The 19,513-nt window shown below is 49.1% G+C and carries 12 protein-coding genes; 11 read left to right on the forward strand and 1 reads right to left on the reverse strand.

The window, feature by feature from the left end:
• Positions 1–3: 3 nt before the first annotated feature.
• From AC506A_RS05450 to AC506A_RS05480, 7 genes are all read left to right on the forward strand, one after another.
• The gene (locus tag AC506A_RS05450) at positions 4–522 is read left to right on the forward strand and encodes a GyrI-like domain-containing protein (protein WP_495459951.1); all 519 of its coding nucleotides are present in this window, start codon (positions 4–6) and stop codon (positions 520–522) included.
• 106 nt (positions 523–628) lie between these two features.
• Positions 629–2,095 carry a sulfatase family protein gene (locus tag AC506A_RS05455; RefSeq protein WP_495459952.1) on the forward strand — a complete coding sequence of 489 codons (1,467 nt, stop codon included), beginning with the start codon at positions 629–631 and terminating at the stop codon, positions 2,093–2,095.
• A 146-nt stretch (positions 2,096–2,241) separates the two neighbouring features.
• Complete coding sequence (locus AC506A_RS05460) at positions 2,242–3,243, forward strand: stalk domain-containing protein (protein ID WP_495459953.1); 1,002 nt, start codon at positions 2,242–2,244, stop codon at positions 3,241–3,243.
• Positions 3,244–3,457: 214 nt separating this feature from the next.
• Positions 3,458–3,787: an ArsR/SmtB family transcription factor gene (locus AC506A_RS05465; RefSeq protein ID WP_495459954.1), complete on the forward strand. Its 330-nt coding sequence runs from the start codon at positions 3,458–3,460 to the stop codon at positions 3,785–3,787.
• On the forward strand, positions 3,784–4,179 hold the full coding sequence (locus AC506A_RS05470; protein ID WP_495459955.1) for an SRPBCC family protein: 396 nt from the start codon (positions 3,784–3,786) through the stop codon (positions 4,177–4,179). Before AC506A_RS05465 ends, AC506A_RS05470 begins: the two co-directional genes overlap by 4 nt.
• Positions 4,180–4,286: 107 nt before the next feature.
• Positions 4,287–6,542, forward strand: a complete 2,256-nt coding sequence (locus tag AC506A_RS05475) for an ATP-binding cassette domain-containing protein (RefSeq protein WP_495459956.1) — start codon at positions 4,287–4,289, stop codon at positions 6,540–6,542.
• A gap of 384 nt (positions 6,543–6,926) precedes the next feature.
• Positions 6,927–7,274, forward strand: a complete 348-nt coding sequence (locus AC506A_RS05480) for a CD3324 family protein (protein WP_495459957.1) — start codon at positions 6,927–6,929, stop codon at positions 7,272–7,274.
• 66 nt (positions 7,275–7,340) lie between these two features.
• Here the strand turns inward: AC506A_RS05480 and AC506A_RS05485 are convergent, their stop codons facing one another.
• On the reverse strand, positions 7,341–13,274 hold the full coding sequence (locus tag AC506A_RS05485) for a discoidin domain-containing protein (RefSeq protein ID WP_495459958.1): 5,934 nt from the start codon (positions 13,272–13,274) through the stop codon (positions 7,341–7,343).
• Positions 13,275–13,857: 583 nt separating this feature from the next.
• On the opposite strand from AC506A_RS05485, the gene AC506A_RS05490 reads away from it, so the two are divergent.
• From AC506A_RS05490 to AC506A_RS05505, 4 genes are all read left to right on the forward strand, one after another.
• Positions 13,858–16,749, forward strand: a complete 2,892-nt coding sequence (locus AC506A_RS05490) for a discoidin domain-containing protein (protein ID WP_495459959.1) — start codon at positions 13,858–13,860, stop codon at positions 16,747–16,749.
• A 131-nt stretch (positions 16,750–16,880) separates the two neighbouring features.
• The gene (locus AC506A_RS05495) at positions 16,881–17,333 is read left to right on the forward strand and encodes a MarR family winged helix-turn-helix transcriptional regulator (RefSeq protein ID WP_495459960.1); all 453 of its coding nucleotides are present in this window, start codon (positions 16,881–16,883) and stop codon (positions 17,331–17,333) included.
• A 44-nt stretch (positions 17,334–17,377) separates the two neighbouring features.
• Positions 17,378–18,616 (forward strand): MFS transporter, encoded by a 1,239-nt coding sequence (locus AC506A_RS05500; protein ID WP_495459961.1) that lies wholly within the window; start codon positions 17,378–17,380, stop codon positions 18,614–18,616.
• A 403-nt stretch (positions 18,617–19,019) separates the two neighbouring features.
• Positions 19,020–19,493 carry an SRPBCC family protein gene (locus AC506A_RS05505; protein WP_495459962.1) on the forward strand — a complete coding sequence of 158 codons (474 nt, stop codon included), beginning with the start codon at positions 19,020–19,022 and terminating at the stop codon, positions 19,491–19,493.
• Positions 19,494–19,513 lie beyond the last annotated feature (20 nt).

The raw sequence follows: 19,513 nt of genomic DNA on the forward strand, positions 1-19,513 counted from the left end.
GTTATGCAGAATACGATAGCAGTTGAGTTAATTGAAGTAGCTCCATTCAAGGCTTTGGCTGTCCGGACGGGGATGACGGAAGACAAGAGTGGAACCCGGAAAGCATGGAGTACGCTAACTGAGCAGATCCCGCTGAATGATGCACGACTTTCTATAGAAACTAATGCGTATGTATTCATTCCGCAAGAGCAGTGGAACAAGCAAGTGGACACGCTCTGGGTGGGACTGGTAGTCAATGCGTTCGGTGATGTTCCTGATGGTATTGAGACTTTAGAAGTTCGTGGAGGCCTCTGCGCCAGTGCCCATGTATTCGGGGATGAGGCACATATGTGGCGCGTTTATGATGCGATATTTGCTTGGCTAGAACAGTCACCAGACTATGAACTCGATTCAAGTGAAGGAGTACTCGGAATGGAGACGGTTCCTTTTAAACCGTTGAATGCTCTTACTGTACCTTACACTGAAATTGAAACATTCAATTTTACAATGCTATATCCTGTGCGGAGAAAGACGAATACTTAATCACGTTAGTTATCAAAGACGGTTTCCCTTAACCAAGTGGAATCCGTCTTTTGGTTTGTATCAAAGCTAGATATGCAGATTCCATTTAGAATGGAGAATGAGATAGATGCCCAATAGTGAGCGAAGACCTAACATCATTATTTTCAATCCGGATCAGTGGCGGGGCAAGGACGTGGGTTGTTTAGGCAATCCGGTCGTTCGAACACCGCATACGGATGCGCTTGCACAAGAGGGGGTGGCATTCTCCAGATGTTTTGTCCAGAACACGGTTTGCACGCCGAGCCGTTGTTCATTCATGACCGGCTGGTATCCCCACGTAAGGGGGCACCGAACCATGCATCACATGCTGTCTCCGGAGGAGCCATTTTTGCTACAAGAGCTCAAAGATGCTGGGTATACCGTGTGGTGGGGCGGCAAAAATGATGTCGTTCGTGTGGAGCATCAATCGGAGGTTTGCGATATTCGTGTAACGCCAGAGGATGCGAATTATGAACGTTTTGCTCCGGCACCTATGGAACAAGATGATCCGTTGTTTTATACACATTATCGGGGCAAAGTTGCAGAACACGAGATTGTCAGCAATGATGATGCGCTCGTTCAGGCAGCGATCGAGTTTATGCAGAATGGCCCTCAGGAACCTTACTGCATATGTCTTACTTTGCATGATCCTCATGTCCCTTTTCAAGTGGAGGAACCTTATTATTCGATGTATGATCGCGAGCAGTTGCCGCCGCTGATTCCGATACCGGAAAGAGGAACGAAGACGAGACATCTCGATGAAATTCGAGCTCGCATGAAATTAGATGACTTGCATGAAGAAGACTTCAAGGAAATCCTTGCCGTATATTACGGCATGATAACGAAAACGGACGCTGCACTTGGCAGGCTGACACATGCTCTTAAGGAATCGGATAATTGGGAGGAGACGGCTGTCTTTGTCTTCAGCGATCATGGAGAATACGCAGGGGATTACCGAATGGTTGAAAAAACGCAAGTGACGTTCGAGGATGACTTGACCCGCGTTCCGCTCGTCATCAAGTTTCCTGCTTCGGTGCCAGTTCCGAGTAGAGCAGAGCCAGTGAATGCCCTCGTGGAACTAATCGACTTTTATGCAACTGTGTCGGAACTCGCCAAGATTCCCCAGAGGCATACTCATTTCGGAAAATCACTGATTCCAATTAGCACAGGCGCAACTGCTGAGCACCGGGAGCATGTCTTTTGTGAAGGAGGCGCATTGATCGAGGAGCCACACACCCATGAGCCTGGGCCTGCATCATCGCATGTTTATTGGCCAAGGGTGAGTGTGCAGTCCGAGTTTCTAGAGCAGCACGGTAAAGCAGTTATGATTCGCTCCAGCGATTGGAAGCTTGTCCGCCGGTTATATGAGAGAGATGAGCTCTACGATTTATCGGCTGATCCTGATGAGCTTAACAACATTATAGACGACGAAAGATTCATGAACGTTCGGCTGCAATTGACGGAACGAATCGCGGATTGGTACTTGGCGACAGGTGATGTGGTGCCCTATAAACTGAATCCACGTTCGAAAACGGAGATTGTGCCAGAATATTAATGACTTTAATTAATGACATGAATTAACGACTCCAAACCATTTGGAACCTGGGACAAGCAACCATTTCCACTTTGCCATCGTCTTAGTATGTAATCAAGGATCGATATTCTCAGCGATCTACTATGACGATAAGGAGTGTGTGACGAATGAGACATAAAATTGCAGCTGCGGTAGTCGCGACATCCGTTATGGCCGGTGCTTTCTTCGTATTACCTGGCTCAAGGCAGGCACATGCGAATGCCGCCTCTACAGCCATTCGAATTGAAGTGATGGGAAAGGCGACATCGTCGGATAACGCTCCAATCATTGATCACGGACGGGTGCTCGTGCCGCTGCGCGCAGTCAGTGAAGCTTTCGGCGCAAACGTAGATTGGAATGCCAAGACGAATACGGCAGTCGTTCGCAAGTGGGGCGTTACGGTTCGATTCACTGCCTTTAGCAGCGTTGCTGTGGCCCTGCGTGATCAGCCTGGCGGTACAAGCAAAGCAACTGAGCGGATTGACTCGCCTATGAAACTGCACGGGAATCGTGCCTATGTACCGCTTCGCTACCTGGCTGCTCAATTCGGCTATGCCGCCGATTGGCATGATCGGACTGTGTTCATCGCATCCTACCTCGGCAAGAAGAAGCAAGAGACGCTATATAATGGCGACCTCGCTGAGGCTCGCGAAATTGCGGTTGGTCTCAGCTATAATCCGCAGTATGCGATCAAGCCGTTAATCGCAGGTAATGTCGGGGAGGCAGACGGCACGACAATGTTGTTCCTCGAAGGTGAAGCTCTTCGTTATATCCGTATTGATGGGAATCTTGCGCAGCAGATTGCAATCATCGACGACCAGGCAGTTGTTACTTGGGCCGGGAGATTATCTGGGCCAATAGAGGATCAACTCCGTATTTTCATGAAGCGGAATTGGACGGACAGCGTAGGCGACGCACCAAAACCGAGTGGCGATTACATTTATTATAATAGCGGCATATTCGGTGAGACCGGATGGAGCGAATACGGCGTTGTAAATGCCGAAGGAGCGTTTACGCAGACGGGCTATCGGCACTATGGGTTCGGAGAGGTGGATACTGAGACCGGAACGATGGAAATCGCCAAGAAGGGCGAGAAGCGTACCGATGCTGCAGGTGCATCTACTAATTGAAGCCACGACATCACTAGGCAGCAGATCGCTTCGATCTGCTGCTTTTTTATATTCATGGCTGGTGATGTATGATAGAAAAGCGAGTTTGAGATGAAATAAGCGGTAGCTATAATTCGCAGGCATGTTGTTGACATGACACCAAATTGAGTCCTATAATAAATATGTCACCAAATGGTGTCCAATTCGAGAGTCAACAAAATTAGGAGAGGGTGTTGTGAGCGAGAACAACCAGTTGCGGGATACGTTTGATGCGATTGCTGATCCAACCAGACGCCAATTGATTCGTCTGCTAGCAGAGGCAGAGGAATTGCCGCTGCACGAGTTAACGGCACAGTTTCAAATGGGGCGCACAGCGGTATCTAAGCATTTGACAATCCTTAAAGAAGCCGGGCTCGTCCTTGACCGAAAGGTCGGCAGAGAAACGCGCTTTCGCTTAAACGCCGAACCACTTCGAGAAATTCAACATTGGGTTTCTTTCTACAGTAAATTTTGGAACACGAATCTGATTCGTTTGCAACACTTATTAGAGGAGGAAGAAGAATGAGTTTTACTTTAAATTTGGATTATCAATATACAGCAACAGTTGAGAAGGTATGGAGCGCAATAACCGATCCAACTAAGCTTGCTAAATGGGTCATGGAAAATGATTTTCAGCCCGTTGTTGGACACCGATTCCAGTTCCGCCAGAAACCAACTGAATATTGGGATGGTATCGTTGAAGGCGAAGTGCTTATAGTAGACGAGCCGAGCACGTTGTCCTACACTTGGGGGACCGGCGAGGAGAAGCATACGGTTACCTGGACTGTGCAGGATCTTGGGGACGGTAAGGTTAATCTCCATCTTGAACAAACCGGAATCTCCAACGAACAAGCACTCAATGGCGCTAAATATGGCTGGGGTGCAATGCTCGGTCAGCTGGTAAAGCTGTTTGAATAGTACAGAGTCACCTTGATTAACCCGAAACGAAATAAACCGGCTGCATGTTGAATGCAGCCGGTTTATGTCTGCTTCGGACAATGAACATGATCGGGAGGAGAATTAGCATGAGCGAATCCAATCAAGAATATATCGTCATCTCAGGTGCGAGAGAGAACAATCTTAAGAACGTATCCTTGCGCATTCCGAAGCGGAAGATCTCGATTTTCACGGGGGTATCCGGATCGGGTAAATCATCGATCGTCTTTGATACGATTGCCGCAGAATCGACGCGATTGCTTAACGAGAATTTCAGCATGTTCGTGCGTACATTCCTGCCCAAGGTTCCGCAACCTGAAGCGGATGCCATCGAGAACCTAAGCATGGCTGTTATCGTGGATCAGAAGCGCCTTGGCGGCGGTTCCCACTCTACGATGGGTACGATAACCGATATTTCTCCCATTCTCCGTCTTCTTTTATCGCGGGCTGGTCAGCCTTACGTTGGTCCTGCGAACATGTTCTCGTTTAACGATCCGCAAGGCATGTGTCCCGAGTGCAACGGCATCGGCCGCAGTATGATCGTGAACCTGGGCAAAGCAATAGACATGTCAAAGTCGCTCAATGAAGGGGCAATTATGCTTCCGGATTACAAAGTCGGCGGCTGGGAAATAAACATGATCCTGCAGTCGGGCTCCTTCGATGTCGACAAGAAGCTGAGCGAGTACTCGGAAGAGGAATTGGAGCAGCTCTTGTACGCGAAGGCGCGTAAAGTCGAGATGGATTTCGCCGGGAAAGCGATGAATATTACGGTGGAAGGCGTCATCGAGAAGTTTACCAACAAGTACATCAAGCGAGACGTAAAAACGATGTCCGATCGGACGCAGCAAACCGTTGCTCCGTTCATCATTGAGGGTTCCTGCTCCAGCTGCCACGGCGCAAGACTCAGTCAAGCGGCACTTCGCTGCAGAATCAACGGCTATAATATCGCGGATTTGTCCGCCATGGAAGTCGGTCAGCTTATCCGGGTCGTTCGGGAGATCGAGAATCCTGTCGCCGCTCCAGTTATTAAGTCGCTGACGGATCGGCTTCAACACCTTGTCGATATCGGCCTTGATTACTTGACGCTGGATCGCGAGACGGACACATTGTCCGGAGGTGAGTCGCAGCGCGTCAAAATGGTCAAACATCTGAGCGGCAGCCTTGTCGATGTCACCTATATCTTCGATGAGCCTAGCGTTGGGCTGCACCCACGCGACGTTCATCGGTTAAATGAATTGCTTCAGAAGCTGCGCGACAAAGGCAATACGGTCATTGTCGTCGAGCATGATCCTGATGTCATCAAGGTGGCGGATCATATTGTCGACGTCGGGCCTAACGCCGGCAGCCGCGGCGGCAACATCGTGTTTGAGGGAAGCTACGACGGCTTGCTGGAATCAGGTACGCTGACGGGCAACCATATGAAACGGCCGCTCCAACTGAAGCAGGAATGCAGAAACCCATCCGGCAAGCTGCCCGTCAAGAATGCCACACTGCATAACCTGCAGAACGTAAGCGTAGATATTCCAACCGGCATCCTAACGGTTGTTACAGGCGTCGCTGGCTCCGGCAAGAGTACGCTGATTAACGACGTCTTCCTAAGTCAGCATTCCGATGCGATCGTCATCGACCAATCGGCGATTGGCATCTCTTCACGTTCGAATCCAGCGACGTATACCGGCATCATGGATGATGTACGCAAGGCTTTTGCCTCGGCGAATAAGGTTAATCAGGGCTTGTTCAGCTTTAACTCCAAAGGCGCTTGTGAGAACTGCCAGGGGCAAGGCGTCGTGTCAATCGACCTTTCATTCCTAGACAGCGTGGATCTGCCATGCGAAGTATGCGGAGGCAGACGGTTCAAGGAGGAGGTGCTTGAATATAAGTTTAACGGCAAATCGATCGCAGATGTACTGGAGATGACCGTGGAACAGGCGTTGGAGTTCTTCGAGCTCAAGGAGGTCGTTCGCAAGCTTCAGGCGATGAGTGACGTCGGGCTGACTTATATTACACTAGGCCAACCGATGAGCACGCTCTCGGGCGGGGAATGCCAACGCATCAAGCTCGCAAGCGAACTGCATAAGAAGGGCAGCATCTACGTCATGGATGAGCCGACGACCGGTCTGCATATGTCGGATATCGGTCATCTTCTGGCGATCATGAACCGCCTCGTGGATGCCGGCAATACGGTGATCGTGATCGAGCACAATCTCGAAGTGATCAGCCAAGCGGATTGGATCATCGATATGGGACCGGATGGAGGCAGCAGGGGCGGTCAACTGGTATTCGAGGGAACACCTGCACAGATTATCCATGCGGAGCAGTCGATCACGGGCAAATACTTGCAGTAAACACGCCATCCACAAGAGATTGCAGCCCAATTCGCACGAAAAAACAACTATACCCGTTCTTTCACTTGTCTGCACGCATCTGAATATGCGTTAATATAGATGTCGGGCCCGACAAAATCTTCATGAAAGGAGCTGATTCAGTTGAACAAGCACACGGAGGTGGCTTTCGCCTAGAGCGAAGGTCACTATAAAGAGGGAGGCCTTCCGGCCTCTCTTTTCTTACAATAGGAAGACGGAATGAACCGTTTTCACTTATAATGAGTATTGAAGCACGATTTTAAAGAATGATCGTGTTTTTTCCATATTAATGAGAGGGGGAAGGAAACGTGAACAAATCGCATTCAGATGGCGTTGCAATGGCCGATACGATTAAGGAGGTTTACGTTGAACTACAAGAACGGAAGAGATGTGCTTCCCCCTAGACTATTGGAGGAGCTCCAGCGCTATATTCAGGGCGAGCTGATCTATGTCCCGAAGCAGCAGAGCGAACGCGCCGGTTGGGGCGAGAAGAGTGGATCACGCGTCATCATCGGACAGCGTAACGAAGAGATCTACCAGCGTTACGCAAACGGAAGTACCGTACAAGAACTTGAGCGACAGTATCATCTGTCCGGAGATAGCATTCGCAAAATCATCATCAAGCTGCGCAGCACTTCAGCGTTCCCTTTAACGGAGGGAGACGGCCTTGAAGTGCCAGCTGCGCATGAAGCGGTTCAGGCAGGCAAACATTGAAGGAACAAAACAAGCTGACGTCGGTTGAACACGACGTCAGCTTGTTTGCTTTACAAAGGGATAGGATTAGTAAACTTCCAACTCGAACAGTGAGTAACCGTATTGCGTATTGCGCTCAGTGCCATGAACTTTGACGAAACGAGCATCGACAGGAGTAATGAAGATGTTATCGATTCCGCCGTCTCCTTTACTCGTCGAATAAACGGTTGTCCAGCTCTCACCATCTTGTGACACTTCGATGGAGTAAGCCTTCGCGGAGGCATTCTCCCAATTCAAGAGCACGCGGCTGATGGTATTCGTTGTGCCAAGATCGACACTGATCCACTGCGGGTCGCTGAATGCCGATTCCCAGCGCGTGCTTTTGCTTCCATCGACAGCGAACTGACCGCCTTTAAGTGCACCTTCAGAGGTAGCGGTGTTCTTGTTGTGTGTAAGGTTGATCCCCGCTGTAATTGGCTGTACCACAGAATCCGATTCGTATCCCAGTGATTGAACCGTTACCACATAAGGAGTGGATTCTGTGAACAATTCCGCATGAAGCGTGATTTGACCAGCAGTTACGGTGTATTGATCCGCATGAAGAGCAACGCCGTTCAGCTCAATTGCACGGACTGCATTTCTCCATGCGATGTCATCCGTGAACGTGATGTCGATTGGTTTGCCAAGCATGTTATCTGTAGTGTCTGCCGTCAAAGCAGGTCCCGCAAGAGGAGCCTTATCACCGGCATAAACCTCGAATTCCCATAGCGAGAAGCCATATGGGGAACCACGCTTGATTCCGTTCATCTTCACGTATTGGGCTTGGACAGGAGCGAATGAGAGTTCATCGATGCCGCCGTTGCCATTGTCCGTGGCGTATACAGTCGACCATGTTTGCCCATCTAAGGAGACATCAATGGTGTACGCTTTGCCGAAAGCATTTTCCCAGTTCAGAACAACACGGTTTATCGTTTTCACTGATCCAAGGTTGATGCTCATCCATTGATTGTCTGCAAATGCAGACTCCCAGCGGCGATCCAACCGACCGTCAACTGCATCAGCGCTGGAGCGGTGATACTCCGGCGAAGAAGAAGTCTCTTTACCGAACGCGAGGTTCAGCGGGTTGGGATTCGAACCAGGATCCGGAGTTGGGTTGGGATCTGGATTACCAGGTTGATCTTTGACAGCGACAGTTTGTTGAACGGACGCTTCTGTGTACGCTTTCGCTTGAACCGAGATCACATACGACTTCGCTTGCTTAAACAAGTAAGCGTTAAATGTGATTTTTCCGGCAATCAATCGATAGTCAGAAGTGTTGATCGTTGTGCCGTCGATTTGGATCGTTTCGATCGCGTTTCTCCAGGCCGCATCGTCGTTAAAGGTCACTTCGATCGGCTGCCCTACAGTTGTGTTCGTCGTATCGGCTGATAATTCCGGAGCGTTCGGTAGGCCGGAACCGTTACCGTACACTTCAAGTTCCCACAGCGAGTAGCCGTAGTTAGTTGTCCGTTCTGTGCCGTTTACTTTGACGTAACGCGCAGAGATAGGGGAGAAGCCGATATCGTTGACACCGGGCTTACCTGTTGTTGTGTCATAGACTGTTTTCCAAGCTTTGTTATCTGTGGAAACTTCAACGGTGTAGCTCTTACCGGCTGCATTCTCCCAATTCAAAAGAACACGGCTGATGATTTCTTCTGCCCCGAGATCCACCGTAATGGTCTGCAGGTCGCTGAAGCCGGATTCCCATCTTGTCGCTTTGTTTCCGTCAACAGCAAAGCTGCTCGATTGATTAGGTGCGGATGATGTGAACGTCGGTTTACGCAGGGCAAGATTGACGTTCGAGTTCGTTACGATCGGCTGCTGGATGCTTGATGCAACGAATCCATTCGCTTCAATCGTAATGTCGTAGTTGCCGGCAGCAGGGAATAGGGAGCCGTCCAGCATGATTTTGCCTGGTGCAACTTCGTATTTCTCAGTGGATACAAGCGTACCGTTCACTTTCACCGTCTCGATCGCAGATCTCCAATCCGCGAAATCTTCGAAACCGACTTCTATCGGCTGTCCTGCACGATTCATCGTCGAATCTGCAATCAAATCCGGTGCGTCCAGGCTGCCTGCAGGGGTGCCGAACACTTCCAACTCCCATAATGAATAACCGTAGTTCGTCGTACGTTCTGTTGCTTCTACTTTGACATACCTCGCATTTACGGCCGGGAATGTGATGTCCTCGATGCCTTCATGACCACGGGTAGTCGAATATACGGCTGTCCACTTTTGACCATCTGTGGACACAAGTACCTTGTAGCTCTTACCGGCAGCATTTTCCCAGTTCAAACGAACATGGCTGATTCGGTATTCGGACTTCAGATTAACGGCAACAAACTGCGGGTCGCTGAAAGCAGATTCCCAGCGCGTATCCGGTTTACCGTCTACGGCATAAGAGCCCGGATTATTCGGTTTATCCGAAGTGATAGTGGGCTTGTTCAAAGCCAGGTTGACCGTCGAATTCGTGATGACTACTTGCTGTACGCCGGTGTTTGGATAATCGATAGACTTCACCGTGATCTTGTAGCTGCCTTCCACCGGGAACAAAGCGCCGTCCAGCGTGATTTTGCCTGCTTGTACGATATAGTCCGATGAGGCTAGCGCTGTTCCATTTACTTCGACTGTGTTGATGGACGCACGCCATTTCAGATGATCGGCAAAAGTCAGCTCGATCGGCTGCTTAATCACATTACTTGTCTTGTCTGTTGAAAGCACAGGAGCAACGTTCGCGTCCAAATCTGTCACTTTCGTCGGATCGACTTTAACAAGCGATTTGGGGCCAACTATCGCAGAACCCGTTACACCTGCAGCATTATGGAACGTTAGCGTAATGGCTTCGTTCGTAGGGTTCCATACCTCAGCAGAGTAAGCGGAACCTTTCTTGTACACGGATGCACCGGACCAACCGCTCGCCCAAATGTCCTCCGTGCGCGTGCCGAGCATTGCCATATTGTGTACGAACCAATACGTGTTGAAAATTTCGTTCTTCTGTGTGTTATCCACCGTGAATTTATCGAGTACGGCTTGCGGATTGCTCAGCGATTCGATCGGCCATACGATATGCTGCCATGCATCCTCAGGGCCTTCGTTATCCTTCACCATCCCGTTGTACAAATCTGCTGCTTTGGCTGGATCAAAGCCGTAGCTAGTTAAATATTCGCCTGTTGGCAGCCAGTGGATACCATAAATATTGACAGGATCTCCGCTGAAGAAAGTACCGAAGTTATACGCGCTTCCGTAAACTTGGCCAACTGATTTGTGAGCGAACTCCGGCAGCCAGTTGTCGTTATCATAGTTGAACCAGTATTGTTCGACAGCCTTCAGCTCTGTTGTGAAGCCGTAGATGGAAATATCGCGGGTAGCTTTGTCTCCCGACAACAAGCTCCACATATATTCGCCAACCCAGCCGAATAGAGATTCGCCGGCAGCTTCCTGATTGTTCCCGTTGTTGTTGTCACCATAACCGCCAGCCCATGAATGGCCTTCGTAAGGATCAAAGTTGCGGAGGAACGGATAGAGCGGATCTTGCTTGGACGGATTGGCGTAGTCACGAATAAGATGCTCGACCATGCCGCCATAATTGTCCTTAAAGTCTTGATCGTAGGTTGCGAGTACGGCAGAAGCGAAGACGAAGTAACCATAGGTGAAATGGTGGTCCGTCAGGCCAGTGTTTGCGCCGAACTCGCTATTTTTGTAATACATCGTGCCCCAAGTTGGATCATAGTACATAAAGTAATCCGGTTCGCCTTTGGAATATGTGTACCAGTCCGTTAAGATCGTTCTCAGTCGTGCAAGAAACACTTCTTTGTACGCTTGGTCTCCGATTTGATCGGCGATTAATACGCCCATTGCCAGCGGATGCAGCACTTTTCCTTGCCAATAGGCATCACCGGACATGATGTTCTTGGAAGTTGACTCATCTAAGTAGCTTAATTGCTCAAGCAGCGCTTCGCGGGAATAAGAGGAATCTCCCGGCTCCGTGAATTGAGGAACGATCCCGTTAAACTGATCCTTTGTTGTGAACGAATTGCCTTCATGCAGCTTCAGCGTTCCGCGAATGGAGGGATAAGTAAGAGGAGTCAGAGACGAAGCGGATTGCTTCCATTGGTGCGGGAGCAATGCCATCAAGGTCGTTGGTTCCATATCTAAACGCTTCTGATCGATTTCCACATTGAAGGTCGTTACCACTTCAGAGGTTGTCTCGTCGAAGCTCGGCGTTACGATCGTATTCGTAACGAATGCGTATCCGTGCTTGTAGAAGTAATTCAAGTCGCTTGCCGCAGGCATCGATGCGACGGATAAGTAGTTTTGTCCGCTGCCTAAGCGGATTTTTACTTTGTTGCCGACTTTCATGAAGACAGAACCTTCCGGCGCGAATACACCGTAATTGCGAGTCACTTTATTCGCTTGCGGGGAACCGTCTACGTTCGTCACGGCGAAACCGATATGATCTGCTGTCAAAGCAGCACCATCGGAAGCGAGAACCGGATTACCATTGTCATCATAGAAACGGGTGGACACCGGGAAGTACAGCTCCGATGTCGTCGGGTCGCTGAATTCCGAATACAAATACGGCGAGCCTTTGACGAATGTCGTTTTCATCTTCGCGCTGTCGTTGTCGCTCAGCGTTATGGTCGCAGACCAGTCACCATAACCTGTAATTTTGTTCTTCACATTGGTTGTGCTGAGATTGCCGGCATGCATGTAAAAATCCGGTCCGCCATCAGCCGCTTGCGAGTTGCCGGTATCATTTACCCAGCCTGCGCCTGGGTTCAGAATACCGAGACCGAGCGTGGAGTATTTGGATTTGAGCGGAAGCGTGATCAAGCTGTCACTGAAATTCTTGATCAAGACCGATTGCCACCAGTCATTCGATGGAATAGGTGCTTGCAGGTCATCCGATTTGTTCATCGGTGGCCGTGGCTGCGGCATATTGATATCGCTTGTTAAATAGCTGCCTTTTCCGACATCAACCGTCGAAGCGGTAGGGAGAGTGGGAATCGTGTATGCCGGCTTCGGATCACCATTCACATAATCATAGACACTGAAATTGAACAAGGAATAGCCATAGCTTGTTGTGCGGCTAATACCCTTCATTCTTACATAACGGCCGCTAGCAAAGACCGCTGTGTCGATCCAGCCATCTTGACCATTCAATTCACGGTAGATGGTTGTCCAATTGACTGCATCATCAGACACTTGCAGATCGTAGATGCGGCCAGCTGCATTTTCCCAGTTCAGGCGGATGCGGCCAATGTCATGCACGTTGCCAAGGTCGACATAAATCCACTCACTGCTTGTATGCGCAGAGGACCATCTTGTCGTCGCATCACCATCATTCGCGTTCTCTGGCGGCATAGCAGGTTTATCTTTGTCTGCTTTCTCATAAGTGGAAGCTACGATAGGCTTATTCTTGGCGACATCTTCACCGAGCACGATAGGAATCGGATTCGTTCCGCCTGTACCATAGACCTCGAATTCATAAACGGATACACCATATCCGCCGCTGCGCTCCAGAGACAACATTCGAACATAACGTCCTTGACCGGATAGGCTGATCGTATCCAAGCCGCCGTCGCCTTTGGTGTCCGTGTAGATGTCCTTCCAATTCGTTTCGTCATCGGACACTTGGATCTTATACGACTTGGAGTAGGCATTCTCCCAACGGATGACGGCTTTGTCAATCGTTGCATGAGCACCAAGGTCTACGTAGATCCATTGTTGATCCGCGCTGAACGCACTGCCCCAACGGGATTCCAGACTGCCATCAACTGCTTTCTCAGGCGTCAACCCGCCTTCCGTTGATGAAGCATATGCCGCTCCTCCATACGTAAGAAGATGTGAAACCTCAGCTCCCTTAGCACTGGCCGCCGAAACGACTGAACCGCTCCAGGAACCGAGAAGCAAGGAGAGGGTGAGCGCTGACTTGGTTGTCAGGGGCAGCTTTCTACGAACTTTTCTGGCAAAAGAACTCATTCCACCAATTCCTCCTCGTTTTTTGCGCCTCAAGGGCATTTTGAACGACATTTCTCGACTTGAAAGAAATATCAAATCCCAGAATTAGGATGGGATTTTTTTCAGCGCAATTATATCCCGTGTCGAAATTGGATAACAATGAGTGTTACTGCCTACTCCTTAAGCGCGAATAGGGCTATTTACTCATGCTCGTGAATCGTACTGCCTACCGTTGAAAAGGTGGTAAATGTAAATATATAGAAAACCAATATATGGTAATGTTAGCTTTATGAGTAGAAGATGTGCATCGTTTCAATTCGATATCGTTTTTGTTGTAGCCTTGAAATGCCATAGGTCTTCAGTACTTAATGCTTAATTACCTATGCAATAGGCCTTCGCAAACAAATTTAACAAAACTTAATATTAATTCCTGACCAGAATTAGGTAAAACATCCTGTATTGGTGAATTCAAGAGACATTTGTAATAGGGTGAATTTCATAGGGTCGGTTCATGTTCTGCTCATAATATCCTATTGCGTCCATATATTATTATTTGGCAATGAAAGCGTTGTCACAAATAACGATATGAGGTGAATTTACGAGGATGAACAAGGGAGATCGTGTCAGATTGATTTGGCTAATCATTGTCGCAATGGTGGTTACGTTAACCGTGACTATCGTTCCGGCAGAAAGGAGTTACGCAGCCACGCAAGCCACGTATTACGTCAATCCGACGGGTGGCAGCGACAGCAATAACGGTTTGACGACTGGAACGGCGTTCGCAACCATCACGAAGGCAAGGGATGTTATTCGGACGATTAACAGCAGTATGACCGGAGATATTTACGTCTATTTAATGAACGGGACCTATCCAATGAGTGCGACGTTAACGTTCGGGACATCCGATTCCGGGAACAACGGCTACAAAATCATTTACAAAAACTATACCGGCTCTGTACCGATTATCAGTGGCGGTGTCGATCTCACCAGCGGATGGACGCTTCATGATGCAGGTCAAAATATTTACAAGCGAACAGGGGTCAATTGGAATTTCAGGCAGCTTTATGTGAATGACTCACGCGGCGTAAAGGCTCGCAAGCCGAATCTAACGGACGAAGTAACGGGAGGACCTTACTTAAACGCTACGAATAGTTCTTATCCTTATACGGTAAACACCGCAGATATCGGTACGTGGGCGAACGGCGGTACGGCCGAAATGGTTATTGTGGGCCATTGGAGTCAACATCGCGGAAGAATTGCGAGTTATTCGGGCAACACGGTTACGTTCAAATCTCCGGAGAGCGGCTTTGCCTATAATCATCACAACCAAGGTTCGTCGCCCTATTTCTTCGAAAACGCCTATGAACTGCTCGACGCGGCAGGGGAGTGGTTCTTGGATACGGCCAACTCGACGCTCTACTATAAGCCTCGCAGCGGCGAGACAATGAATACTACAACGGTCATTGCCCCTAAGATAGAGACGCTTATTCAATTTCAAGGCAGCAGCGGTACAAATAAAGTCCACGATATTCAATTTGTCGGCATTACATTCAAGCACAGTAATTGGCTGGCACCCAGTACCTACGGATACGTGGATACGCAAGCAGGCTTCCGTTATCAAACGACCGGCGGAGGTTCCAATTCAGAAATTCGAAACACAGCGAGATATGCTTCGGCTCTTGGTATGGTTCAGCTGAAATATGCGAGCTCGATTACGCTGGAATCCAACACCTTTCAATTCGCCGGCGGATGGGGCATCATGGGGAACGAGGGAACGGATCATAACTTGATTAAGAGCAATAGGTTCTATAAGAACGCCGGTGGAGGCGTGGCGCTTGGCGTCGCAGGCGACCAGTGGGATGAACAGTCCGCAATGGACGGACAGAGCAGCTACGATTCCATTATGGATAACACCGTTGATTCTGTAGGTCTGGATTATGCCGATATGGTCGGCATTGGCGCGATGCTGCCGGCTAACATGACGATCGGCCGGAACGAAGTCAAGAATCTGCCTTATACGGGGATTACGATCGGATGGAACTGGCAGGACTATGAGCATGGGATGACGGACAATATCGTGTTTGGTAATCACATCCACCACGTAATCAAACTACTCGATGATGGCGGCGGTATTTACACACTGGGTAAAATGGTCGGGTTCACAAGATTCGATGCCAACTACATTCACGATCTTGCCGGTTCAGCCTATAACGGCGGATATCCGATCTCGGCCATCTATTTCGACAACGGCAGCGCGTACAAAACAGCAGAGAAAAACGTCGTCAATAATGTGCCTCAAACACTATTTGCCAGTAATCCACCTAACCATGACAATGTGTTCCAGAACAATTACAGCAACTCGCCATGGGGAAACTGGAGCGGCAGCAACGTGTTCCAAAGCAATACGACAGTCAGTAATCAAAGTTGGCCCCAAGGTGCAATCGACATCATGAACGCGGTTGGCCCAGGAGGATCGGCCCAGAAACCGACGCCTCCAACAGCACCGCCGCCGGGTCCGACCGTATTCAGCGATAACTTTAACGACAATACGATCGGAACGTCATGGACCACATACGGCGGAACATGGAGTGAAACCTCTCAGACACTAAAACAGACCTCTTCGGGGAGCGGCGATCCGCGTAAAGCTATCGTGAGCAACGCCGGTCTCGGCACATCTACCGATTACACGATTACCGCTAAGGTTCGCGTCGATAATTGGACGGACGGCGATTTCGCCCGCGCTGGTGTGGGTCTATTCACCGGAACTTCTGGCGGCGCAGGTTATAATCTTGTCTTTCACCAGAACCACAGCACGGTCCAATGGCTGAATGATGGAATCGTGTGGGGCACGAGCTACCCATTCAATTGGAGCAACAATACCTGGTATTGGTTTAAAATGAGCTCCTCAAACGGGACCCTATACGGGAAAGTATGGCAAGATGGTACGAGTGAGCCCGTTTCCTGGATGTATTCACAAACTTGGAGTGGAAGAACGGGATATCCTTCACTAAACGGAGGCAGTACGGGTACCGGAAGCTCCACGGCTTCCTTCGATGATGTGACTGTAGAAGGACCTGCGGGCACAAATAAAGCATTGAACAAAACAGTCAACGCCTATTACATTGACGGAAGTACAGCATCTCTTCAACCGGGCGATTCGGTCGTATATGCGACTGACGGTAATACGTCTACAAAGACGCAAGCTACCAATCAATGGCGGTGGATGCTGCGAGTAGATCTAGGTACGTCCACGAGCATCAGTCGCATCAAGGTCATTATGCCTACAACCGCTTATGCAACTGCATTTGATATTCAGACTTCGACGGATGGAACCTCGTATACGACAGTCAAATCCGTAACGGGTTTCGGTGGTGGAACGAGCGACAACACGATCACAGCCACAACCGCAAGGTATGTTCGCGTTGTTGCGATCACACCGGATGGACCGGGGCAAACAGGTGGTCAAATGGCGATCTCCGAGGTTGAAGTTTATTAATGATCATGCCGCGAAAGTCTCGATGAGACTCTTGCGGCATTTCTTTATGTAGGTGCACGAAAACATTGACATAAAATGTTGTCTAACATATAGTTGTCTAAACAACTATAATGATTGAGGAGACATGATGCATGTCAACCGAATACCGCAAGCAGCCTATCGGTTTCTTAATGGGTGTTACACACCGGAAGCTATCGGCGCTGTTTCAGCAGCGGCTAAGCGCTCATGGTATTACGCCTGAGCAATGGTCTGCACTGAACCAAATTGATTGTGCGCAAGGCCTCATCCAACGAGAGATTGCACAGCGGATCGGCAAGGACAAACCTTCGACGACGCGGATATTGGATCATTTGGAGAAGAAGGGACTTATCTATAAAAAGGCGGGCGATCGGGATCGTCGGTCGTTTCTCGTATACAGCACAGAGCTTGGACAAGAGATTATCCGCGTTACGACGCCTATCGAAGACAGTATAACGGCAGAAGTCAGAGCATGCATTTCGCAAGAAGAGCATGACCTCATGATTGGACTGCTGCAGCGCATTAAACTGCACATCGAAGAGAAGCTCGGAAATACGGACTGCTAGAATCGATTTATATCGTTATGAATTTGAACGGAGATGAAGCTAACGTGCAGCTAGAGCAAGTACAACCGCAAAAAACGCCATTATGGACAAGACCATTCATCGCTTTAACATTATGCTTTTTCCTGTTATTCCTAAGTTTGCAGATGCTGCTATCGTCTTTTCCAGCCTACGTAAAAGATGAATTTCACGCCGGTAACATCCAGACCAGCCTTGTGACTTCCGTATTTGCGCTGGCGGCTATCGTATCCCGTTTCGCTACAGCATCGCTCATGCAGCGCATTTCGCGGATGAAGTTGCTGCTTATTGGCCTTAGTATTGCTGCAGCAACTACGGCGTTATATTCAGTCGCGGGCTCATTTGCTTCATTATTGTCGCTGCGGATCGGATATGGTATCGGCTTTGGCATGGCGAGCACGATACTGCCGACGCTTGTTTCCCGCATCATTCCACTTCGCCGAATGGGTGAGGGCATCGGTTATTTCGGGTTATCGACGAGTTTAGCCATGTCAATCGGCCCATCGATCGGATTGAATGTCATGAAACAATCCGGGTTCTCGCAATTGATGGTGATTGGACTCGTAACTTCCATCGTTATTTTCCCGGTCTTATGGTTGTCGCGATCGAATCGGGAACAAGCTCCAATAGAGCATTCGGAGCCAATTCAGAAAGATGCTCTGCCGAAAGTCGCGGGTAAACCTAAATTCAATCGGAAATTGTTATTTCCCGCAATGTTGAACGTTTTTCTCGCGGTCACGTACAGTGGTTTACTAAGTTTTCTCGCCTTGTTCGGTGATTATGTACATATCGAACAAGTAGGACTGTTCTTCATGTTTAACGCCATCACGATTATTCTCGTTCGCCCCTTCTCGGGGCGTATCTTCGACCGATTCGGACATACATCCGTGCTTATTCCTGCGGGAATGTTCGTTACGGCAAGCATGGCGGTTCTGGCAAATACACACTCTATGTCGATGCTAATCGTGTCCGCGCTGCTCTATGGCGTCGGGTTCGGCGCCATTCAGCCTACCATCCAAGCCTGGATGCTGCGTTCCTCAAAGCCGGAGCAGTATGGCATGGCGAACAGCATGTTTTACAATTCAACGGATTTCGGCGTCGCGTTCGGTTCGATTCTGCTTGGCGCCATTTCGTCGGTAAGCAACTACTCGGTGATGTACGGATACTCCGCAGTTGTTATGGCCATGTTCGTCGTTCTCGGGGCGCTGCAGCATGTCATGGCAACTAGACGCCGCAGTGAAAGCAAGCGTGTCGTGGTCGGTTCTTGATCGAGTGCAAAGCAATATTTCAGTTGAAGACTAGGCTGCCGCGTGGCAGTCTTTTTTATTGTCCAGTAGAACGTGCCTATTAGGCTTCTTCCCACCAAATGTTCTACCTCTCAGTTTCTAACGAACCCTAGAGGCCTTATTTCGCCCAAATGATGGGTTTAGAAATTCTAACGAACCGTAGGGGTCTTATTTCTTGTCAAAGTGCCACTTTCCGCATCATTTTCCATCAATAAGACCTACACGGTTCGTTAGAATAAATTCTCAGCTAATTTCGCGTTAATAAGGCCCGTAGGGTTCGTTAGAATGAAATAACTCCACCTAACAAGGCATCAAGATAGCTGTCTCTGCCACGATTTGCTATGATTGAACAAGGTTAATCCAAATTCATGTTGGAGGAATGGACATGTCTCAAAACAACGCAACGGACAAAATCGCAACGCATGTAGGTGATCGTGAGATCGTGATTATCCGCCTATTGAACGCTTCGCCCGAGATTGTGTTTGATGTTTGGACGAATGAGGATAAGCTGTCGAAGTGGTGGGGGCCTCAAGGATTTACGATTACGACTCAGAAGTTTGATCTTCAACCTGGCGGTACATGGGAGTTTATTATGCATGGTCCGGATGGCGTTGATTATCCCAACACCAACATCTTTGTAGAAATCAATAAACCCGAGCGAATCGTCATCAAGCACGCGGTTTTTCCGAATTTTCAGGCGACAGCAGCCTTTGAGGAATTGGACGGAAAGACGAAACTCACTTACAGCTCCGTATTTGAAGAAAACGCCGATGTCTTCAACAAGGTGAAAGTATATGCCGTACCAGGCGCCGAACAAACGATGGATCGTCTTGAAGAACTACTCGCAAACCTAGCTTGATACTTATAATACGCTCTAAC

Source organism: Paenibacillus sp. N22P23 (assembly GCF_059383735.1).